At 44.0% G+C, this 20,779-nt stretch carries 20 protein-coding genes; 17 read left to right on the top strand and 3 right to left on the bottom strand.

What is annotated here, in order from left to right; translation table 11 throughout:
* Window positions 1–121 precede the first annotated feature (121 nt).
* Window positions 122–1,501: a DNA repair protein RadA gene (radA, locus tag ACWYVB_RS11780; RefSeq protein ID WP_046875036.1), complete on the top strand. Its 1,380-nt coding sequence runs from the start codon at window positions 122–124 to the stop codon at window positions 1,499–1,501.
* A gap of 215 nt (window positions 1,502–1,716) precedes the next feature.
* The gene (fusA, locus tag ACWYVB_RS11775; RefSeq protein WP_012841459.1) at window positions 1,717–3,807 is read left to right on the top strand and encodes an elongation factor G; all 2,091 of its coding nucleotides are present in this window, start codon (window positions 1,717–1,719) and stop codon (window positions 3,805–3,807) included.
* A gap of 118 nt (window positions 3,808–3,925) precedes the next feature.
* Here the strand turns inward: fusA and ACWYVB_RS11770 are convergent, their stop codons facing one another.
* Window positions 3,926–4,876: a LysR substrate-binding domain-containing protein gene (locus ACWYVB_RS11770; RefSeq protein WP_065645470.1), complete on the bottom strand. Its 951-nt coding sequence runs from the start codon at window positions 4,874–4,876 to the stop codon at window positions 3,926–3,928.
* A 103-nt stretch (window positions 4,877–4,979) separates the two neighbouring features.
* Here ACWYVB_RS11770 and ACWYVB_RS11765 point away from each other — a divergent pair, with 103 nt between their 5' ends.
* Window positions 4,980–5,189, top strand: coding sequence for a DUF1127 domain-containing protein (locus ACWYVB_RS11765; RefSeq protein WP_395222235.1), 210 nt, complete (start codon window positions 4,980–4,982; stop codon window positions 5,187–5,189).
* A 68-nt stretch (window positions 5,190–5,257) separates the two neighbouring features.
* Here ACWYVB_RS11765 and ACWYVB_RS11760 read toward each other — a convergent pair whose 3' ends face one another.
* Window positions 5,258–6,949, bottom strand: a complete 1,692-nt coding sequence (locus tag ACWYVB_RS11760; protein WP_395222272.1) for an AMP-binding protein — start codon at window positions 6,947–6,949, stop codon at window positions 5,258–5,260.
* A 148-nt stretch (window positions 6,950–7,097) separates the two neighbouring features.
* Window positions 7,098–7,823, bottom strand: a complete 726-nt coding sequence (locus ACWYVB_RS11755) for a helix-turn-helix domain-containing protein (RefSeq protein WP_006742387.1) — start codon at window positions 7,821–7,823, stop codon at window positions 7,098–7,100.
* A gap of 336 nt (window positions 7,824–8,159) precedes the next feature.
* On the opposite strand from ACWYVB_RS11755, the gene ACWYVB_RS11750 reads away from it, so the two are divergent.
* The 14 genes from ACWYVB_RS11750 (at window position 8,160) to ACWYVB_RS11685 (ending at window position 20,663) form a co-directional block, all read left to right on the top strand.
* Window positions 8,160–8,339, top strand: a complete 180-nt coding sequence (locus ACWYVB_RS11750; RefSeq protein WP_395222234.1) for a Flp family type IVb pilin — start codon at window positions 8,160–8,162, stop codon at window positions 8,337–8,339.
* Between the two features lie 5 nt (window positions 8,340–8,344).
* Window positions 8,345–8,836, top strand: coding sequence for an A24 family peptidase (locus ACWYVB_RS11745; RefSeq protein WP_395194721.1), 492 nt, complete (start codon window positions 8,345–8,347; stop codon window positions 8,834–8,836).
* A 61-nt stretch (window positions 8,837–8,897) separates the two neighbouring features.
* Complete coding sequence (locus tag ACWYVB_RS11740; RefSeq protein WP_395194856.1) at window positions 8,898–10,211, top strand: AAA family ATPase; 1,314 nt, start codon at window positions 8,898–8,900, stop codon at window positions 10,209–10,211.
* Between the two features lie 13 nt (window positions 10,212–10,224).
* On the top strand, window positions 10,225–10,980 hold the full coding sequence (gene cpaB, locus ACWYVB_RS11735; protein ID WP_006742389.1) for a Flp pilus assembly protein CpaB: 756 nt from the start codon (window positions 10,225–10,227) through the stop codon (window positions 10,978–10,980).
* A 7-nt stretch (window positions 10,981–10,987) separates the two neighbouring features.
* Window positions 10,988–12,451, top strand: coding sequence for a type II and III secretion system protein family protein (locus ACWYVB_RS11730; protein WP_395194722.1), 1,464 nt, complete (start codon window positions 10,988–10,990; stop codon window positions 12,449–12,451).
* Between the two features lie 13 nt (window positions 12,452–12,464).
* Entirely contained in the window at window positions 12,465–12,689 is a 225-nt protein-coding gene (locus ACWYVB_RS11725; protein WP_395194723.1) for a hypothetical protein, read from the top strand.
* Window positions 12,690–12,714: 25 nt separating this feature from the next.
* Entirely contained in the window at window positions 12,715–14,040 is a 1,326-nt protein-coding gene (locus ACWYVB_RS11720; protein ID WP_285385488.1) for a pilus assembly protein TadG-related protein, read from the top strand.
* A gap of 1 nt (window position 14,041) precedes the next feature.
* Window positions 14,042–14,506, top strand: a complete 465-nt coding sequence (locus ACWYVB_RS11715) for a TadE/TadG family type IV pilus assembly protein (protein WP_031781046.1) — start codon at window positions 14,042–14,044, stop codon at window positions 14,504–14,506.
* Window positions 14,503–15,036 (top strand): TadE/TadG family type IV pilus assembly protein, encoded by a 534-nt coding sequence (locus ACWYVB_RS11710; RefSeq protein WP_005386454.1) that lies wholly within the window; start codon window positions 14,503–14,505, stop codon window positions 15,034–15,036. The genes ACWYVB_RS11715 and ACWYVB_RS11710 overlap by 4 nt, the downstream gene beginning before the upstream one ends.
* A gap of 4 nt (window positions 15,037–15,040) precedes the next feature.
* Entirely contained in the window at window positions 15,041–16,249 is a 1,209-nt protein-coding gene (locus tag ACWYVB_RS11705) for an AAA family ATPase (protein WP_395222233.1), read from the top strand.
* Window positions 16,250–16,261: 12 nt separating this feature from the next.
* Complete coding sequence (locus tag ACWYVB_RS11700) at window positions 16,262–17,707, top strand: CpaF family protein (protein ID WP_006742393.1); 1,446 nt, start codon at window positions 16,262–16,264, stop codon at window positions 17,705–17,707.
* Between the two features lie 9 nt (window positions 17,708–17,716).
* The gene (locus tag ACWYVB_RS11695; protein ID WP_006742394.1) at window positions 17,717–18,685 is read left to right on the top strand and encodes a type II secretion system F family protein; all 969 of its coding nucleotides are present in this window, start codon (window positions 17,717–17,719) and stop codon (window positions 18,683–18,685) included.
* Window positions 18,686–18,687: 2 nt separating this feature from the next.
* On the top strand, window positions 18,688–19,629 hold the full coding sequence (locus ACWYVB_RS11690; protein WP_047008928.1) for a type II secretion system F family protein: 942 nt from the start codon (window positions 18,688–18,690) through the stop codon (window positions 19,627–19,629).
* A 20-nt stretch (window positions 19,630–19,649) separates the two neighbouring features.
* Window positions 19,650–20,663, top strand: a complete 1,014-nt coding sequence (locus ACWYVB_RS11685) for a tetratricopeptide repeat protein (protein WP_074191742.1) — start codon at window positions 19,650–19,652, stop codon at window positions 20,661–20,663.
* Window positions 20,664–20,779: the final 116 nt, after the last annotated feature.

Below are 20,779 nucleotides of genomic sequence, written 5' to 3'. Positions count from 1 at the left end.
ATGTCGTTACTTTAAATTGTATCGGCTAAGCGAAGTAAAACTTAAGTATATCAATAGTTCATTTCAGTTAAGGTCTGACTTGGCTGTGCTTAGTCACATTTGTAGAAAAAATCGAGGCATCATGGCGAAAGCAAAACGAGCGTATGTTTGTAATGATTGTGGCGCGGATTTTCCCCGTTGGCAGGGGCAGTGTAACGCATGTGGTTCGTGGAATACGATAACAGAAGTCCGTATCGCTGCATCGCCAACGGTTGCTCGTAATGAACGTTTATCCGGCTACGCGGGCTCCGCAACAGAAGCTACAGTTCAAACGTTATCTGAAATTGATCTGCAGGAAGTGCCACGCTTCACCAGCGGGTTTAAAGAACTTGACCGCGTATTAGGTGGGGGCGTTGTACCCGGCGCCGCTATTTTGATTGGTGGTAACCCTGGCGCTGGTAAATCCACCTTGCTGCTGCAAACCATGTGTAGTTTGTCTGCGCAAATGCCAACGCTCTATGTAACAGGTGAAGAATCGTTGCAGCAGGTAGCAATGCGAGCTTCTCGACTGGGCTTGCCGAAAGAGCACTTAAAGATGTTATCGGAAACAAACGTCGACAAAATTTGCCAAATCGCCGAAAAAGAGCAACCTCGCATTATGGTGATTGACTCGATTCAGGTAATGCACGTTTCAGATGTTCAATCGTCACCGGGCAGTGTTGCTCAAGTACGTGAATCTGCGACTGCTCTGACACGATACGCAAAACAGAATAACGTCGCGGTATTTATTGTTGGTCACGTAACAAAAGATGGTACCCTTGCGGGCCCTAAAGTTCTTGAGCACATTATAGACTGTTCAGTGCTGCTTGATGGTGGTACTGATAGCCGCTTTCGCACATTGCGTAGTCATAAGAACCGCTTTGGCGCTGTGAATGAGCTCGGTGTTTTTGCAATGACAGGCCAAGGGTTGAAAGAAGTGAGTAACCCATCCGCGATTTTCCTTTCTCGTGGTGAAGAAGAAACATCAGGTTCTTCTGTTATGGTGGTTTGGGAAGGTACGCGTCCTCTATTAGTAGAGATTCAAGCGTTGGTGGATTACTCCCAATTGGCAAACCCTCGCCGTGTTGCGGTCGGTTTGGAGCAGAACCGTTTATCACTTTTGCTCGCTGTGTTGCATAAGCATGGTGGCTTACAAATGGCAGACCAAGATGTCTTTGTTAATGTGGTTGGCGGTGTTAAGGTGACGGAGACGAGTGCCGATCTTGCGTTAGTTATGGCGCTTTTATCGAGTTTTCGTGACCGTCCACTACCCAAAGATGTGGTTATTTTTGGGGAGGTCGGGCTTGCAGGCGAAATCCGTCCTGTGCCAAGTGGGCAAGAACGTTTGAATGAAGCGTTCAAACATGGTTTCAAGAAAGCCATTGTGCCTGCAGCCAACATGCCGAAAGGCGGCATTCCTGGCATGCAAATTCACGGCGTTAAGAAATTGTCGGAAGCTATAGAGGCTTTTGACGAGCTGTAATGCTCATAAGAATGGTATTTGTGTAATCACAAACTGTTCTATCCGTCCTCAATAAAATGCGAATAAAGTACATAAATTGCTGTGTTTGACTATGCTTTGGGGACGGAAATTTCACGTTAAAATTTTTTTTCTTCCATCCGCACGCAAGGGTATCAGTATTGACAGAATGTGATATACTCTGCGCGCACTTTATACCTTATTAACAGAGTAAGACAATGACTGATTTATCAAAATACAGAAACATTGGTATTTTTGCTCACGTAGACGCGGGTAAAACTACCTCTACAGAGCGTATCCTAAAGCTAACTGGTAAGATCCATAAGATCGGTGATACACACGACGGTTCAACTACAACTGACTTCATGGAGCAGGAAGCTGAACGTGGTATCACAATCCAGTCTGCAGCAACAACTTGTTTCTGGAACGATCACCGTCTAAACATCATCGATACTCCTGGACACGTTGACTTCACTATCGAAGTTTACCGTTCTCTAAAAGTACTTGACGGTGGTATCGGTGTATTCTGTGGTTCTGGTGGTGTTGAGCCTCAGTCAGAAACTAACTGGCGTTACGCTGACGAATCACACGTATCACGTCTGATCTTCGTTAACAAACTAGACCGTATGGGCGCAGATTTCTACAAAGTTGTAGATCAAGTACAAAACGTACTAGGTGCTACACCTCTAGTTATGACTCTACCTATCGGTATCGAAGAAGATTTCGTAGGTGTTGTAGACGTACTAAGCCAACAAGCTTACGTATGGGATGAGTCTGGCCAGCCAGAGAACTACGAAGTTCAAGATATTCCAGCAGACATGGTAGAAAAAGCTGCTGAATACCGTGAAATGCTAATCGAAACTGCTCTAGAGCAAGACGAAGATCTAATGATGGCTTACCTAGAAGAAGGCGAAGAGCCATCTCTAGAAGACATCAAACGTTGTATCCGTAAAGGTACTCGTGATCTAGCATTCTTCCCAACTTACTGTGGTTCAGCGTACAAGAACAAAGGTATCCAACTTATTCTTGACGCGGTAATTGATTACCTACCATCTCCAACAGAAGTTGATCCACAGCCTCTAACTGATTCAGAGACTGGTGAGCCAACTGGTGAAGTTGCGACTGTATCTGCAGACGAGCCACTACGTGCGCTTGCATTTAAGATCATGGACGACCGTTTTGGTGCTCTAACCTTTATCCGCATCTACTCTGGTAAGATGAAGAAAGGTGACACAGTACTTAACTCTGCAACTGGTAAAACAGAGCGTATCGGCCGTATGGTTGAGATGCACGCAGACGAGCGTAACGAGATCGATTCAGCACAAGCTGGTGACATCATCGCTGTAGTTGGTATGAAGAACGTTCAAACTGGTCACACTCTATGTGATCCTAAGCACGAATGTACTCTTGAGCCAATGATCTTCCCAGATCCAGTAATCTCTATCGCAGTTAAGCCTAAAGATAAAGGCGGTTCTGAGAAGATGGGTATCGCGATCGGTAAAATGGTTGCAGAAGATCCATCATTCCAAGTTGAGACTGATGAAGATTCAGGCGAAACTATCCTGAAAGGTATGGGTGAACTTCACCTAGACATCAAGGTAGATATCCTTAAGCGTACTTACGGCGTTGAGCTAGAAGTTGGTGCTCCACAGGTTGCTTACCGTGAAACTATCACTCAAGCAATCGAAGACAGCTACACGCACAAGAAACAGTCTGGTGGTTCTGGTCAGTTCGGTAAGATCGATTACCGCATCAAACCAGGTGAGCCAAACTCTGGCTTCACGTTCAAGTCAACAGTTGTTGGTGGTAACGTACCTAAAGAATTCTGGCCTGCAGTTGAGAAAGGCTTTGCGTCAATGATGGAGCACGGTGTTCTAGCTGGCTTCCCAACTCTAGACGTTGAAGTTGAACTATTCGACGGTGGTTTCCACGCAGTTGACTCTTCAGCAATCGCTTACGAAATCGCTGCTAAAGGCGCATTCCGTCAGTCTATGCCTAAAGCTGGCGCGCAACTTCTTGAACCAATCATGAAAGTTGACGTGTTCACTCCAGAAGATCACGTTGGTGACGTAATCGGTGACCTTAACCGTCGTCGTGGTATGATCAAAGACCAACAAGCTGCGTCTACTGGCGTACGTATCAAGGGTGATGTACCTCTATCAGAAATGTTTGGTTACATCGGTACTCTACGTACAATGACTTCTGGTCGTGGTCAGTTCTCTATGGAGTTCTCACACTACGCACCATGTCCAGCAAACGTTGCTGAGCAAGTAATTGCTGACGTTAAAGAGCGTAACGCTAAGAAGTAATTCTTAAGTTAACTCTATAACTTGAAAGCCCCGCCTAGTGCGGGGCTTTTTGTATCTAACCGCTTATACACAGCGCGTTTTTGTTTCGCTGATATACGTCTTTGGTGTTGTTTACCGACTATTCTGAAGCTGAGCCAGTATTACTAACATTGAGGTCGATGGTTTTAAAATCTGGTATCACTGACTTTTCAAATGTTTCTATTTCTTCTCTCAACCATTGTGCAAACAATTGGGCTTTAGGTCGCTTTAAGTAGCCTTTTGGAGCGCACAGGTAATACGCAAATTTGGGTTTAATGGCTATATCACCAATTCGGACCAGTTTGCCTGAACGGAAATATTGATGAGCTAAACTGTGTTTGACGAGCGCTACGCCTTGTAGTGATAACGCAGCTTCTAACACTAAGTGTGAGCCACTGTATTTTAAAGCAGGCTTTGCCGCTGAATGACCAAGTCTCGCTAACCACATGTTCCAGTCCAGATCTGGCCAAACGTCTTCGATGAGCTCTGCTTTGCTTAAATCTTCAATGCGATAGATGCCGTGCTCTTTCTGATATACCGGATGACAGGCAGGATAAAAAGCTTCATCCATCAGCCATTGTGATTCTAAATTAGGGTATTTTCCTAAACCGTAACGGACACACAAATCGATCTGACTATCTTGAAAAGACACCAAATCATTGGTTGGTTCTAATAGTAAGGCGATATCAGGGTGACGCTGACGAAAAGCCGTAATTTTCGGGACTAACCAATGGTGAGCGAAAGAGGGGAGTGTTGATATCGAAAGGTGGTTAGGATTAGGATCTTGATTAACCAATCTAACCCCTTGCTGCAAATGAGCAAACCCTCTTTCTGCCTGAGTAAACAGCAGCTCTCCCTCAGGTGTGAGCACGATTTTTCTGTGCTGGCGAACAAATAAGTCCGTTCCTAAAAACTCTTCAAGATGACGAATTTGCTGACTAATGGCAGCTGGCGTAACAAACAATTCTTTTGCCGCTGTTTTAAAGCTTCCTTCCTTTGCTGCAACGAAGAAGTAATACAAGCCCTGTAAGGGAGGCATTCGATCTTTCACATTAGTTTTCCTTAACTCAATGGCAGATTCTATCGTTTGAGGATATCAGCCTAGTCGCTGATTATTAAGTGGTCAACATTGTTATAGTATAGGAGTTGGTTACATGGAAAACATGACACACACTTGTGAGCGCACTTTACTAGCTGACCATCAGACCGGATTACAGTTAATTTATTCTAAACTTGTTAGTTGGAGAAGAAACTACAAGACACGTCGTCACTTGAGAGAGTTACCAGAGCATCTTTGGGACGATATTGGATTAGATGAAAAGGAAATTAATAGTGAAGTGAGGAAGCCTTTTTGGAGAGAGTAGTTTATGAGTTTGATTCAAGCTCAGAATTAAACTGCACTCCCCAATGATATTGAGGAGTGCAGACAAGGCTATAAGTCTTCTTCCCACACAACCAATTCACCTTTCGGCCAGTTGTGACCAATTTCATGATACTTTTGCTCAAGCACATGACGTTTAATTTTGAGTGTTGGCGTCAATACGCCATTTTCAATGCTCCAAGGCTCTTTAATCATTAATACGCCTTTGATTTGCTCATGAGAGGCGAGTTCTTGATTCATTTTTGCAATGACTTTGCGGGTGGTTCGTGCGTACCGCTCCCGATCAAAGTTAGGAAAATCATGTGGAACAACCAAAAGAATCGGGGCTGGTAGCCCTAAACCGATGAGGCACATCATCTCTACGCGACTGTATTCGAAAAGTTTTTTCTCGATAGGAACCGGAGAGACAAATTTACCTTTGGCGGTTTTAAAGTTATCTTTTTTACGGCCTTGAATGGTTAGGTAACCATCTGAGTCGATAGAGCCGATATCGCCTGTGTGTAGCCAGCCCTCTGAATCAAAAGACTCTTGGGTGGCAATGTCATTTTTGTAGTAGCCAGAAAATAGCCCTTTGCCACGTACCATGATTTCATCATCGTCAGCGATTTTTAACTCAATACCTGGTCCAGCATTACCGACACTACCAATTTTGTCAGCTCTAAATGGGTAGTTGAGCGTGCTATAGGCAAATGATTCTGTCATGCCCCAAGCTTCAGTAATATTGAGTCCTACAGAGTGGTACCATTCCAGCAGTGCTGGTGATACCGGGGCAGAGCCACAGCCTAATACTCGAGCCTGATCCAACCCCAATCCTTCTGCGAGCTTTTTCTTGATCAGAGAATTGACGAATGGGATTTTCAATAGAATGTTGAGCTTCTTCTGTGGAAGTTTGTCTTGAATACGTTGTTGGAATAGCGTCCATAATCGCGGGACTGAGATAAACAGAGTCGGGCGGTGCATTTTTACATCTTCGATAAAGGTATCCAATGATTCTGGAAATGCTGTTGGTACACCACCCATGATGGATGAGCCAAAAATGTAGACGCGCTCTGTAATATGAGCCAAAGGTAAGTAAGAAAATAGACGATCATTTTCTTGAATACCGATATGGTTTATCAGTTGTTGTACGGACCAGTTAAACGCTCCGTAGGTCAGCATCGCACCTTTCGGTAATCCTGACGTGCCAGAGGTATACACCAAAGACATTAGCTTATAGTCGTAGTGCTGTGGACGCTCTTCACTTGGCATTGCATCGGCAATGAGTGCTTGGTATTCGTACTGACATTTTGGCGCAGTATCGTAGGGGAGCGCGATACTAATGATCTCCGGCATTGCATCAATGACTTGCTGGGTTGCTTTAGGATCATCGAGTTTTCCGCCAATGAGCGCTTTACTTTCACTATGAGTCACACAGTATTCGATGGTGTCCGCGCCGGCGGTAGGAAAGATTGGCACACTGACATAATCGCCAAGCATCATCGCAAGATCGCAAATAAACCACTCTGCACAGTTTTTAGACACTAACGCCACTTTGTCGCCAGGCTGTACTCCGAGGTTGCGTAGTGCACTGACGAGTTTTAAGGCTTGATCGGCAACATCAGCGAACGTGTATTCAACAAATTGTCGGTTAATAATTTGTTTTAGATAGACCTCATTTGGGCGCTCTTGAGCCCATTTGAGAATCATTTCATTTGGTGGTGGGAGAGCGCAACCAGCAGCGCTGTTTAGATTCGGCTGATTCATTTTTAGTGACTCCATGTCTTCTCGTTGTATTTATAATTGTTAACGCATTGTTAACTTTAGCATGTTAAATAACGACACGGGAATGCATTTTGATGAAATATGTGGGGAGGATAGCGTTAGTTACCCCTAAAGTCGGTACTAATAGCGCCTAAAACTGTTGCCGATAATTCGCTGGGGACAGGCCTGTTTTTTTCTTAAAAATTCGAGAAAAGTAAGAGACATCTCGGTATCCACATTGATAAGCAATATAGGCAATTTTCATGGATTCATTTTCAACGAGCATTTTCTTTGCTAATGAAATGCGTTTCGCAGTGACATAATCACGAAAGCACATACCAACTTTGCGATGAAATACTTTGGAAAAGTAGTTCGGTGAGTAGTGACAAAGCGCAGCAGCTTCCTCTTCTCTTAGGTCTTTATGGACGTTATTGGCGATGTAATGAACCACGTCAGAAAAATTCGACTTTCCACTTCGAGAAAAGAGTTTATCGACCGAAATTTGTTCTTCGTCGACCTTGCTGTGCAAAAAGTATTTCAATTTTATCTGTGATAGCCAAATCGGGAGGGTGATTTCATTCAACGTATAATATTCCGCACAAATATGCTTTGGCGGTAAGTGAGGCTCGATATCGGTTGGATGTATAACGATCAGTTTTTTGTCGAGATTTTCACAGAGCGTGATGACGCCTTTCAGGTGCTCTCGATGATCGCAAGTCATGTAGTAGAAGAAATAGCTGTGTTCTTTATCGCTAAGCACAGAGATATCTTTGCTACAGTCCATAATCTCAAAGCTCTTATCAAACTCACAGCGAAGTGATTCCGGCAGCGAGCAAAGAGTCTCTCCAATCCAATAAGCTTTGGTCAGTCTATCCATATGAATCCCGCTCAGTACGTACTACACCAACGTTAGTATGTATTGAGGTCAGTCGAGCCTCATTCCTTGAGCTTGAGACCTCACCCTTTCGTTTATTAAGCTTAGGCTTATATAGTCATACTGCAAGTGTGAAATATGTCACATAGATCTTAGTGGGGTGTCTCACTATTGATACATTTTAGCTCTGAAGCACAGGTGGGCAAGAAAGTACCAACCTTTGGCAAAAAAGTCCTAACCCCCCTAATTCTCGGTGACTAATGTTTAAGCATGATTCGGGTGTATATGATACCTGCGTCATGGACAAGCGAGATATGGTTAAATAAAGGGGACTATCTTATGGATAACTTTCGCAATCTAATCAAGGACTTCATGGAAGATGAAGAGGGGCTAACACTTTTGGAGTACATCTTAGGTGCGGCACTAATTGTAGCAGCGATGTTGAGCACAGACTTTTGGGGAATTCTCGCAGACAAGTTTGTAGAAGTCTCAAGCGATATTAATACTGCTGGTGAATAAGATTAATGCTTGAGACTGAGTTAATTATTTGGTCATTGCTTATTGCGATTGGAGTCTCAGACGCTCAGAAACACAAAATACCAAATAAAGCGGTGCTTATGCTTTTGGTTGCTGTTACTGCAAACGTAATTTACAACCCAGCCACAAGTGGTTTGGATCATTTATATGGTGGGCTGGTTGCGTTTGCAGTGTGTTTCGCGCTGTATCTGTTCAAAGCAATGGCTGGAGGAGACGTCAAGTTACTCGCCGTCGTAGGAACATGGCTCGGTCTGAGTAATCTTGGGGAAGCGTCTACTGGAATAATGCTTGCTGGAGGCATCGTGGGCATTTTTTATCTAATGTTACACGTGTCATCGACTAGTGTTGCTCTATCACACCAGATAAAAGGGTATTGCTTAGAAAAAGTAACACCAGGCTTTAGGTCTAATAAGCCGTTAGTCATTCCTTTCGCGCCGATAATCGTAATTGGATTAGCTTATTTCTCCTACACCCATTAAATAATAATAAAAAATGGCATGCAGCATCAGTTGACTAGGCAACTTCAAGAGGGGAAGTATGATGGGCTCTGCGTATTGGGAAAAACTAGTGCCACAAATCAATCCACCAAAGGTGCCTTCCGCAGTGGAAGGTCTTGGGATCCCAGCTTCAGTCGTTGAAAACCTAGTTCTGAAACATCTGGCTGCTTATCCCAAATGTGATTTAGTTGAACTGACTCAACGTTTGTGTGTGGTTTCAAACATCGTTGAGCTTGCACTCGCGCAGTTGAGAAAACGCAGTTGGGTTGAGGTGTATCAGCCTGCGTCAGACAAACTAAGTCATTCGTATTCTAATGTTCGCTATAGCCTTACCGAATTTGGTTTGGCTGAGGCGGATATTGCTTATCGAAAAGATCCCTACATTGGCCCAGTTCCTGTGTCGTTGGAAGATTATTGGACGGTTGTGGAAGGGCAAGATCTGCGTAAAAACCCGATCATGCGCGCTGATGTGGAGCGTGCGTTGTCCGATGTATTTGGCTCCGAGCATTTAATTCCAGTGCTTGGCCCGGCGATTAACTCAGGTCGAGCAATGCTGCTATACGGGCACGCTGGTACTGGTAAGAGTTACGTGGCTGCGCGTGTTTTGAATGCGATGAGTACGTCGGTTTTCATTCCTTACGCTATTTATGCTGATGGCAACATCATCAAAGTTTTTTCCGAGCACCATCACCGTCGTTTAGACAACTCCCATTCTCAAGTATTCGTTAAGTTGGAAACGCATTACGACAAACGCTGGGTTCTGTGTGAAAGACCAAATATCCAAGTCGGTGGCGAACTTACGATGGATATGTTGGAAGTTAACCATAGCGAGCATAATCGTGTATGGATTGCGCCACTGCAAATGATGGCTAACAACGGAATCTTGGTGATTGATGACCTTGGTCGTCAGTCAATGCCTGTTGATGCCCTGCTAAACAGATGGATCGTTCCAATGGAGTACTTATTTGACCACCTAGCCTTGCCAAATGGTCAACAAGTCACGGTGCCGTTTATGCTCACTCTGGCATTCTCCTCCAACTTTGCACCAAGCAAAATTGCAGACCCCGCTTTTTTACGTCGTTTGGGTTACAAGATCGAGTTTACACCGCTTGGTTTGACAGATTATCAAGCGCTTTGGGTTTCGCTTGCTAAAGACTACCAAATGACGCTTGTGCCTGAGTTTTTCGATACGTTAAGTCAGTTACATCGCGACAATGATGTCGCCAACTACCCTTGTTTACCAAAAGACTTACTCGGTATTAGCCGCGATATTTTGGTGTTCGAAGGGAAAGAGAAGGTCGTCTCATCAGACATTTTAACCCGTGCCTGGGGACTGTACTTCACAGTGGATGAATAGGGAGATCTAAATTATGAGTCGGACTCAAGTCATCATGTTGCTGTTGCTCTCCATTGTTTTCGGCCTTGCCGCCGTTTTGATAGCTAAACAATGGATGGATGGCAGAAACCAACCAACTGTCGAGTTAGAAGAGGTCGAAAGACACCCAGTTTTAGTTGCCGCCATGGAACTAGAGCCAGGGACCATTCTATCTGAGAAACATTTGTCTACTAAGCTCATGGAAGTGGATTGGATAGACGATGAAACGCTAAAAGTACAAGAACAGGCATTGGGAAGAATTGTTGCCAATACCATTTATGCGGGCGAGCTGGTTAACTCGAATCGTCTTGCATTGCCCGGTGAGGGCGCGACACTTGCTGCTTTAATCCCTGAAAACAAACGAGCAATCACCATTCGTGTCAATGACGTTATCGGTGTGGCTGGGTTCTTGTTACCGGGCAATAAGGTCGATGTATTGAATACCGTGAGTTATGGACAAGGTAAAAACGCCACAACAAAAACGGTGCTTAAAAACATCAACGTCCTTGCGGTCGACCAAACAGCCAAAACCAATGATAACAAACCCGTTATTGTGCGTGCGGTGACTTTAGAAGTAACACCGAAAGAGGCTGAAAAGCTCCTATCGGCGAACAGCAAAGGCGACATTCAACTTGCTCTACGCAACCCTCATGAAGTGGATAAACCTGTTGTAGCAAGAAAATACACGCCACGACCTAGTGTGACCATTATTAAGGGATCTCAGGCATCCAGTGTCCGAGTCAGCAATTAGGTGAATTATGAAAACAATAATATTACTCGTTAGCCAGTTACTTTTTGTCAGCTTGTCTGTTAACGCAGCCACGGTGCAGTCAGGAAAAGTCGTGACCGTTGCGCATCACCAATCAACCCAATTGATGATATCCGGCCAAGCGAAGAAAGTGACATTAGGGGATCCAGAAGTCTTGGATATTTTAGTGCTCAGATCGAACGAGCTGTTTCTTATTGGTAAGAAGTTAGGTACCACGAATGTGTCGGTGTGGGATCGCCGAGGCCGGTTAATTGAGCAGTTTAACGTGGAAGTCACGCATGATCTAAACACGCTTAAGTCGAAGCTTTATCAGTTCTTGCCGGATGAAAATATCGAGGTGCACAGTGCGCAAGAAAAAGTGGTACTTAGAGGCTTGGTCAGCAGTCAGCAGAATATGGACACTGCGGTCAAAATTGCTGAAACCTTCGCTTTAGGTGAAGCGGCAGATGAAGAAGATGACAGCTCTAAAGATGATGACAGCATGGTGATCAATCTACTTTCTATTGGCGGGGCTCAACAGGTGACGCTAGAAGTGACCGTTGCCGAAGTGCAGCGCACACTAGTAAGACGCTTTGACTCAAACTTCCACTTTTTCCAAAGAAGTGGAGACTTTACCTGGGGTGGTACGACTGCTGGTGGCGGTATTGATGGCATTGGACCGATTTTGAACGTTCCAACAGTCGAAGATTTCGGTTTTCTTGGGTCGTTTATCGACAGTAATACCTTGTTTACCTTCGCGCTTGATGTGGCGAAACAAAATGGCGTGGCGAAAGTGTTAGCAGAGCCTAGCCTTACCGCATTAAGTGGTACGCAAGCCGAGTTTGTCGCTGGTGGTGAATTCCCAATTCCAGTACCAAATGAAGATGGTATTACCATCGATTATAAAGAGTACGGTGTTCAACTCGACTTCGTTCCGTTTATTTTGAGTGATAAGAGAATCAACCTCAAATTGAACGTCAATGTGAGTGAAATCTCCAACTCAGGTGTGCTGACGTTTAATCCAAACGAAGTGAATGCCACGTTCTTTATTCCGCCAATCACCAAACGAAGTGCTGGCACCACGATTGAGCTGGCTGATGGCCAAACCATTGGTATTGCAGGCTTATTGAGTGAAAACGCACGTAATGTCGCGGATGGCATACCTGGAGCGAGTGATTTACCTGTTTTGGGGCGCTTGTTCAAGAGTGAAGAATTTACCTCTGGGGAAACAGAACTAGTCATTCTGGTTACTCCTCGATTAGCAACCCCAATTGACCGACGTCGAATCACGCTACCAACAGATGGCTTTGTGGCTCCAAACGATGTGGAGTTCTATTTGCTTGGTAAAGGTGCTGAGTTGGATTTCGATAGGTACCAGCTAAACGACATCAGTGAAGAAAATACTAACAACAATTTTATTCAATACGGTTCGTCAGAAGGTGGCTCTGAGGGCAAGTTTGGGCACAGTCTATAAGTGGGAGAACAAGATGAAAAGCATAATGATAATGACCATTTGTTTCACATCATTCGGCTTGTTTGGCTGTGCGAATGACCCCGAGCTTGGTATCTCGGTTAGCCAGCTGCGCGCTGAACAAACTCTGAATCCAGAAGCCTGGTATGAGAATTTGGGCTACTTACCGGAAGGTAGTGGTGAGCGCACACAAGTTAGCTTAGAGGTATATAACAACAATGGGGTAGCCAAAAATGATTAAGTGATACGTTCACTTAGGAGGGGCTATGCGAAGGAATATGCATATAGCACCAAGGAGAGCTCAGAAAGGGATTACCTTGGTATTAATTAGTTTAGTTTTATTATTTTTACTTGGTGTTGCAGCCTTTGGTATTGATTTGAATCACCAAGTACTCAATAAAACAAGACTACAAAACGCGGTCGACTCCGCTGCATTAGCGGCTGCGGTTGTCGTCGATGAAAGGACCGACGCGGCAGATTTGGCTGAGCGGCTTAGTTTAGCGACGCAGGCGGCGAATGATGCTCTGACTCATTCTGCTGCGTCTGATGGTAACCAAGAATTAGTTTACACGGGGGAAAACATAGATGTAACTTTCTCAAATTCGAACGCTAAAGGCTCATTTGTTGAAGCTGGAGAGTTCTCTTTGGGCAGTGACAGTGACATCTATGTTCGTGTTGCCGTTAGTAATGTTCTTTTGACACAGTATTTAAGTGGCATGTTTGGGCTCGACAAAGGGAAAGGGGTGTCAGCGAGTGCTGTTGCAGGACCAAGTGCGCCAAGCATTACTACATGTAACGTGTCGCCTATTGCTATGTGTGGCGATGTAAGCTCAGCTGATCTGGCGTGGGGATACATTCCTTCTTCAAACCCAGACTACAATGGCGCACAAGATCGAGATGCTGACACTATTCATGTATTGAAACCATCAGGGCACACGGATGGTGGCATTGGTTCGGGTAACTATCACCTTTTAGACTTTGGTTCCGGTAAAAATACAGTAAGAGAAATGCTGGCAGGGGATACTGAGGAGTGCATAACAGTCGGTGATTTAGTCACAACAGAGACTGGTAAAGGTACGGGACCAGTAGCTCAAGGTCTAAATACGAGATTTGATGGAGGTAAGCCAGATGAAGGCATTACTTCAGATAAGTACATCGAAGAGTCCAACGTAACATACGACAATTACCAACAACAATATCAGGATGCGGAAGACCCGGCCGTTGATAACGATGCGTTTTATTATGCTGATTATGTCGAAGGGTTAGCCGCTTGTACGGGTGGGCCTGGCGCGTGCAAGTCGCAATATTACCGAGCGGATGGGAAAACCGATAGAAGGGTATTACGAGTGCCGATCGTTCGTTGTGATGAAGCTCCAAAACAAGGCGGCAAGATGGATTTAGAAGTACTGGGCCTAGGATGCTTTTTTGTTACTCAGGAAGTGCAAAACAAGGGGAATGAATCGGAAATATTCGGTCAGTTTCTAGAGGATTGTACGGTAAAAAATGCGTCGTCTGGGGTAGATCCGGATGAAGATGGAGTTGGGCCATACAAAATCGTTCTATACAAAGACCCGTCAAGTGGAGGGTCTTAATATGATGTACTCCAATAGAAAGCATCAGATGAAAAAGATGGCTAACCAGAAAGGACTGGCAATTATAGAGTTTATTCTTGCATTGCCAGTGCTACTGATGCTGACCGTATTAGTTATCGACGTGAGCCGAGCTTTTATTCAATACACAGAGGTCAACAAAGCGTTGCAAAATGGCGCACGGTATGCCGTGGTTGATACTTATGGCACGTTAGATTTTGAAGGTATAGCTGAAGAATCTGATATTAAAAATGTGGTGATCTATGGTACGCCGAGTGGCGTTGGTACGCCAGTAATCGACTATATTGAAGCTGCTGACATTATTGTGACTCAACCAACGGACACCAATAAGGTTGTCACCATATCAGCTACTTATAATTATGAGCCTATTTTCTCAACCTTACCTTTTACCGGAACCTCTTTGGCTTTCAGTATTGGCTCTTCTGCGTCAATGAGGACTAGCCCATGAAACAATGGATAAGGAAACAGAAAGGACTGACCCAAGTTGAGTTTTCGTTAATTGCACTTGCGGTAATGTTAGTACTGTTCATGATTATTGAGTTTGCAATCTACTTTTATTCAGTGCAAATGGTCAACGAAATTACCAGGCGAGCGGCACGACTTGCCACGGTTTGTTTTATTTCTGAACGTGATGAAATACCTAATCATCAAGCTTTGGAGAGTCTATATCCTTCAGGTTTTACCGCTAATAATTTACAAATCGAATATTTAGATGATACAGGTGCAACTGTTGATGTGTCGGATTTTTTGAGTACTCCACCTGCAGCATCTACAGTGTTAGATGCTCAGTTTTCAAAAATAAAATATGTTCAAGCAAGAGCAGTTGATTATGAATTTAAGTTTTTTGTGTTGGCTGCGCTTATTAGTGCAGTAGGAAAAACGCCTGCTTTTGAAACTGTATTGCCGGCAGAAAGCTTAGGTGTATTAAAGCCTGAAGCTGATAACCCAGCTGTTTATTCGGATTGTTCCGCGGAGTAGCTTTATGTTGAAACCAGTCAAAATGGATAATGAAATACATAAAAGTTTAAAAACTAACTTGATAGTTTGGATAGTTTATTCTACGTCAAACTTTAAAATTAATATTGCTGATGAATTATCCGAATGTGTCAATCTAAATATTGATTGGATAGAGCTAGAGTCTTTTAATTTAGACTTTGTTAAAAATAAGCAAATTCCCGATCTTATTTATATTGAAACCGGTGAAAGTTGGGCGCAGAAAGTGGCTCATGTGTACTCTAGTGACAGTAGCTTACAGCATAATCACACCGCTTTGATTGTCTTTGGTGATGAAAACGATACGGCATCTCTCAAAATGGCATTGAGGCTTGGTGCAACAGACTATTTGTCGCGTTCTGTTGATCTTGGTGAGCTTTATCCGCTATTAAAATCGACCGCGGATGAAAAGATTGCCAATAAACAAATGGGCGATTTAACTTTATTTATCAATACAAAAGGTGGTTCGGGTGCAACAACACTGGCGATCAACACCGCGATAGAACTGTCAAGTTACGCGAAGAGTAAAGTATTGCTCATTGACTTAGATATGCAGTTTAGTGATGCGGCCGATTATTTAAACTGTAAGCCAAAATACAATATTAATGATGTGATTGATTCTGTTAATGATTTGGATGAGTTATCACTAGAAGGTCTCGTATATCAACATCCTTCAGGTTTGAATTATTTGTGCTTTAACCAAAATGATACCAAGGATAATCATAAACACGCAGTTCAAGTCAGTAAGTTATTACCTATTCTGAGACAGTTTTACTCACATATTATTGTGGATTTGTCTCATGGTGTTGAGCATGTTTATCAACAAATTGTTTCTCCGGCTACGCATATCTTTTTAATTATGCAGCAGAATGTTACTTCGGTTAAGCATGCTGTCAGCTACATACGTTCTTTAGAATTAGACTATGGTTTAAGTAGTCATCAGGTTGAACTGATTGTTAATCGTTTTGAAAAGAAATCAACAATATCTTTGAAAGACATTGAAAATGCAGTTAGTGGACATGCGATACATTTAGTACCTAATAATTTTGCTATTGCTATCGAGAGCGCTAATTTGGGTAACCCAATTGTTCAATCTAAGAAAAATAGTGCGCTGAAAGCTTCTTTGGCTGAAATATCGCACTTATTAGAAAGTCCGACCAAAGAGAATCAAAGTTGGATCAAAAAACTATTTTCTTAGTAAGGGGGAGTTATGTTTTTCAAACGGAAAGGCGTCGGGAGTTCTTTCAATTCCGTAGATGAAACAAAAGAATCTAAAGTTGTGAATGTCGAGTTGGCAAAATCTGACGAAGATACGTCAGATGAGCAAAGGGCTTTATCGCCTGTTGAAGCCAAGATGAAAGCGATCGAGGAGCAGAAAAAACAGCTAGAACAAGATCTCTCGATCAAACACTACTATCACAAAAAGCTACTGGACACCTTGGATCTCGGGCTTCTATCGCACTTGCAAGAAGATCGCGCGAAAGAGGAGTTACGCGAAGCGGTCGTTCAGCTCATTGCTGAAGATCAAACACACCCGTTGAGCTCTGAAGCTCGCAATCGCGTGATACATCAAATTGAAGATGAAGTGTTTGGTCTAGGGCCGCTGGAACCGCTGCTTGAAGACCCAACGATCTCAGATATCTTGGTCAATGGTCCGAAAAATATCTTTGTCGAACGTTTTGGTAAGCTCGAGAAAACGCCACATACCTTCTTAGATGAGCGCCATCTGCGCAACATCATTGATCGCATTGTTAGCCAGGTTGGACGAAGAATCGATGAAGCCTCACCAATGGTGGATGCTCGACTCAAAGACGGTTCGCGTTTCAATGCGATTATTCCTCCTCTTGCCATTGATGGCCCTTCCGTTTCTATTCGACGTTTTGCAGTTGAACGTTTGAATATGGATAACCTATTAGAGCTTGGTTCGTTATCTCCAGAGATGGCGAAGTTTCTCAATGCGGCGGTCGTGGGGGAAATGAATATCCTGATATCTGGTGGTACAGGCTCTGGTAAAACAACCACGCTGAATATTTTGTCGGGCTTCATTCCAAGTGATCAACGTATTGTGACCATTGAGGATTCGGCAGAGTTACAACTCCAACAACCACATATTATCCGCTTAGAAACACGTCCTTCTAATATCGAGGGTAAAGGTGAAATATCTCAGCGCGATTTAGTGAAAAACTCGCTACGTATGCGTCCTGACCGGATAGTTGTTGGTGAGGTTCGTGGCTCAGAAGCGGTGGATATGTTATCGGCAATGAACACGGGTCATGATGGGTCGCTGGCCACCATTCACGCTAACACACCAAGGGATGCGTTGAGCCGTATTGAGAATATGTTCTCGATGGCGGGTTGGAATGTGTCGACCAAAAACTTGAGAGCGCAGATTGCCTCCGCCATCAATATTGTCGTGCAAATGGATCGCCAAGAAGACGGTAAACGCCGCATGGTCAGCGTACAAGAAATCAATGGCATGGAAGGCGACGTTATCACTATGTCGGAGATCTTCACCTTCCAAAGAAGAGGGGTCGATCAAGAAGGCAATGTGTTAGGTGATTACATGGCAACAGGGATTGTACCAAGCTGTCATGACCAATTAGTAAAACGAGGCTTAGACGTACCATTTGAAATATTCAATGAAAAAGCCCGTTAGGAGATTGCTATGGATAGTCAATTCCCCCTTTTTCTTGTGCTGCTTTTTTTGTCCGTATTCTTTATTAGCCAGGCGTTAATTTTGCCTTCTGCGGGTAAAAAGGTTAAGCATAAGCAGTTAATTAAGCGGATACACGAAAGCCATAAACACATCGATCAAGAGAGTATTTCCCTACTAAGGGAAAACTCGCTCAAAAACCTTTCTCCATTAGAGCGATGGCTTGTGAGGTTCAGCCTATTCGATAACTTTAAGAAGAAATTGGAATTGGCTGGGATACACATGGGGTTCAGTCGGTTTATTTTTCTCACCTTCCTCGGCGGGGTTGCGGTTGGGCTATTTCTGTTCTTATTCGGGCAAGTTTGGTACCTCTGTGCCGGTGTTGCTGTCGCTTGTTGGGTGTCGGTTTACTTCTACCTACAGAAAAGAATTGCAGATCGTTTAATGAAGTTCGAAGAGCAACTGCCAGAGGCGCTCGATATCATTAAGCGAGTACTACAGGCCGGTCAGCCAATTACACAAGCGTTTGGGGAAGTAGGCAGAGAGGTCAGTGCGCCGCTTGGCCCTGAGTTCATGAATACCTTTAACTTACTCAACTATGGTTATGACCTCCGCTTGGCGATTATGCAAATGTCGGAAAGAACCCCTACGGTATCCATGCTTGCTTTCTCGAGTGCGGTGTTACTGCAAAAAGAAACGGGTGGTAACTTAGTCGAAAACATTGAAAAGCTCTCTCATATCCTACGTGCTCGTTTCAAACTCGCTCGAAAAATCAAAACCATTTCTGCGGAATCTCGAATGTCGGCATGGGTATTAGTATTAGCGCCTTTTGGGTTGTACGTCATCATTTCACTCGTTCGGCCTGAGTATATTGAGCTGCTTCATACGCACCCAATGGGGATCAAAATGGTGATTGGTGGGATGGTGGCCTTATTTATCGGGACGCTGTGGATTCGTAAAATCGTCAATATTGAGGTGTAGCTATGGAAAGCATTCAAGGATGGTTAAACGGTTTTGCTGTCGGCCAAGAGACGTTACTCATGGGGTTGATCCTCATCACCACCGTGTTAGTGGTGATGACGCTGGGCTCGATAATTATCGGGGTCAACTCGCCAATTAAAAGAAAGTTAGCCGAACTGTCTGGTGATAAAAAGGAAGTCTCTCACCACAACAAAAAAATGGCTGACACATTGGAGTCGTTAGCGCCTTTAACTTCGCCAACCAGTGAAAAAGAGCGCCAAACGACACGCAATAAACTGATGCATGCTGGGTTTCATGAAAGCAATGCATTGTCGATGTTTTATGCCATTAAATCGGTCACAACAATACTAGGTGTGATGGTGGCAGCACTGGTGTATTTCTCGATTCCGGAATCTAAATATCTGTACACCTACATGGCGTTATCCGTATTTATTGGGCTTCTGATTCCTGATTTTATTTTGCGCCGAATGGTCAACAAGCGTCAGCAAGCGATTCGTGCAGGTGTGCCCGACATGCTCGATTTGCTGGTGGTTTGTACCGAATCAGGGCTTGGCTTTAATGCGGCTTTGCGTCGCGTTGCAGATGAGCTGGTTATCTCTCACCCAGAGCTTGCCGATGAAATCGACACGGTGTGCAACAAAATTAAAGCGGGTAAACCAATGCCTGAAGCCTTAAGGGAGCTAGTATTAAGGACAGGGTTAGAAGAATTGATGGGGCTGGTGAGCATGCTTAGTCACGCCTCTCGAATAGGTGGGAGCTTAGTTAACTCCTTGCGTGAGTATACCGAAGACTATAGGGATAAGCGTCAACAAGCAGCAGAAGAAATTGCTGCAAAAATCCCAGTCAAAATGATGTTTCCAATGGTGCTGTTTATTTGGCCATGTTTTTTCATCGTGGCTATTGGACCTGCGTTAATTTCATTGGCTGAGGCATTTTCTAATTAAAAAGCAAAATAGGGATCGTTATGTGGATTAAGAAATACGTCATCATCTCGTTGTTGGTGCTTACCGCATGTTCAACAACTGAACAGTCATCAGACTTCGATTCAACGCTGTACTCAGGTAAGCCCGTTGAGTCACTCACCAATGATGAACCTCCAAAAACAGAGGAGGAGGCAATCTCTCGAGGGGATATTGCATTAAGCAATAAAAATGTCGACTTAGCGTTGTATGAATACATTCGCTCGCTCTCTTTCCCGAATGCGGTCCATAAAGACAAAACCTTATACACCGTGGGGCGTATCCATTTGGCAAGAGAGAATTCAGAGCTTGCGGATAAATCATTTCGAGCATCTTTAGCAGAGAACCCTGATCACATTGGTTCCCTCACAGAACTTGGCACTCTGTATACGAAACGTGGCGAAAAGGATGTCGGGAAGAGTTACTACATCCGCGCTTTGAATGCTGACCAAATTCGTATGGATGGCGACCCTATTATCACCAAAGACAATATTACAGCTGGGAGCGTTGCAACGTATCGCTATGATGATAAATCACCGGTTTCTGCTTACTCCGGTCTAGGTGTGCTTTACGACATTCGTGGCGACCACGATATTGCGCAGGCATTAATTAGAAAAGCGTTGGATATTGATTCAAGAAACGTCAACGCTTTAGTCAGCCTAGGCTATTCCTACTACATGGAAAAAGCTTATTCAAAAGCGGCGCACTTTACTCAAGCTGCGCTGAGCATTAAGCCGGGGGATGAAAAGGGAATCAATAACTTGGGTCTCATTGCACTGGCAAAAGATCAACCACGACAAGCGCTGAGTATTTTTAGTCGACACATGACAGAGCCGGAAGCACTCAACAATGTTGGTTACTTCTTGATCCTTCAAGGCAAACCAGGCGAGGCGATTCCTTATCTACAACAGGCTATTGATAAGAACCCTGCCTACTATGAACTGGCAAATAAAAACTTAGAGCGAGCATTAGCAATGGTCAGAGAGCGAGGAGATACCTCTACCGCGCTTCTCCAATAACTTCACAGTCTATTTAAAAAGAAAGCCACTCAGCAAGATGTTATATACAGTAACACAAAGGGTGTATATTGTGTATTAAGGCAGAGAAATCTGCCTTTTTATTGCACAACGAATCT

The organism is Vibrio sp. JZG10, assembly GCF_054064075.1.
Note: the sequence above shows the minus strand (reverse complement) of the source record. Positions and strands in the feature narration are given on the sequence as shown.

What these genes read in the sequence shown, in the direction of transcription:
- radA (WP_046875036.1), top strand. Translation starts at nt 122, where the DNA reads ATGGCGAAAGCAAAACGAGCGTATGTTTGTAATGATTGTGGCGCGGAT.
- fusA (WP_012841459.1), top strand. Translation starts at nt 1,717, where the DNA reads ATGACTGATTTATCAAAATACAGAAACATTGGTATTTTTGCTCACGTA.
- ACWYVB_RS11765 (WP_395222235.1), top strand. Translation starts at nt 4,980, where the DNA reads ATGGAAAACATGACACACACTTGTGAGCGCACTTTACTAGCTGACCAT.
- ACWYVB_RS11760 (WP_395222272.1), bottom strand. Translation starts at nt 6,949, where the DNA reads ATGAATCAGCCGAATCTAAACAGCGCTGCTGGTTGCGCTCTCCCACCA.
- ACWYVB_RS11755 (WP_006742387.1), bottom strand. Translation starts at nt 7,823, where the DNA reads ATGGATAGACTGACCAAAGCTTATTGGATTGGAGAGACTCTTTGCTCG.
- ACWYVB_RS11750 (WP_395222234.1), top strand. Translation starts at nt 8,160, where the DNA reads ATGGATAACTTTCGCAATCTAATCAAGGACTTCATGGAAGATGAAGAG.
- ACWYVB_RS11745 (WP_395194721.1), top strand. Translation starts at nt 8,345, where the DNA reads ATGCTTGAGACTGAGTTAATTATTTGGTCATTGCTTATTGCGATTGGA.
- ACWYVB_RS11740 (WP_395194856.1), top strand. Translation starts at nt 8,898, where the DNA reads ATGGGCTCTGCGTATTGGGAAAAACTAGTGCCACAAATCAATCCACCA.
- cpaB (WP_006742389.1), top strand. Translation starts at nt 10,225, where the DNA reads ATGAGTCGGACTCAAGTCATCATGTTGCTGTTGCTCTCCATTGTTTTC.
- ACWYVB_RS11730 (WP_395194722.1), top strand. Translation starts at nt 10,988, where the DNA reads ATGAAAACAATAATATTACTCGTTAGCCAGTTACTTTTTGTCAGCTTG.
- ACWYVB_RS11725 (WP_395194723.1), top strand. Translation starts at nt 12,465, where the DNA reads ATGAAAAGCATAATGATAATGACCATTTGTTTCACATCATTCGGCTTG.
- ACWYVB_RS11720 (WP_285385488.1), top strand. Translation starts at nt 12,715, where the DNA reads ATGCGAAGGAATATGCATATAGCACCAAGGAGAGCTCAGAAAGGGATT.
- ACWYVB_RS11715 (WP_031781046.1), top strand. Translation starts at nt 14,042, where the DNA reads ATGATGTACTCCAATAGAAAGCATCAGATGAAAAAGATGGCTAACCAG.
- ACWYVB_RS11710 (WP_005386454.1), top strand. Translation starts at nt 14,503, where the DNA reads ATGAAACAATGGATAAGGAAACAGAAAGGACTGACCCAAGTTGAGTTT.
- ACWYVB_RS11705 (WP_395222233.1), top strand. Translation starts at nt 15,041, where the DNA reads ATGTTGAAACCAGTCAAAATGGATAATGAAATACATAAAAGTTTAAAA.
- ACWYVB_RS11700 (WP_006742393.1), top strand. Translation starts at nt 16,262, where the DNA reads ATGTTTTTCAAACGGAAAGGCGTCGGGAGTTCTTTCAATTCCGTAGAT.
- ACWYVB_RS11695 (WP_006742394.1), top strand. Translation starts at nt 17,717, where the DNA reads ATGGATAGTCAATTCCCCCTTTTTCTTGTGCTGCTTTTTTTGTCCGTA.
- ACWYVB_RS11690 (WP_047008928.1), top strand. Translation starts at nt 18,688, where the DNA reads ATGGAAAGCATTCAAGGATGGTTAAACGGTTTTGCTGTCGGCCAAGAG.
- ACWYVB_RS11685 (WP_074191742.1), top strand. Translation starts at nt 19,650, where the DNA reads ATGTGGATTAAGAAATACGTCATCATCTCGTTGTTGGTGCTTACCGCA.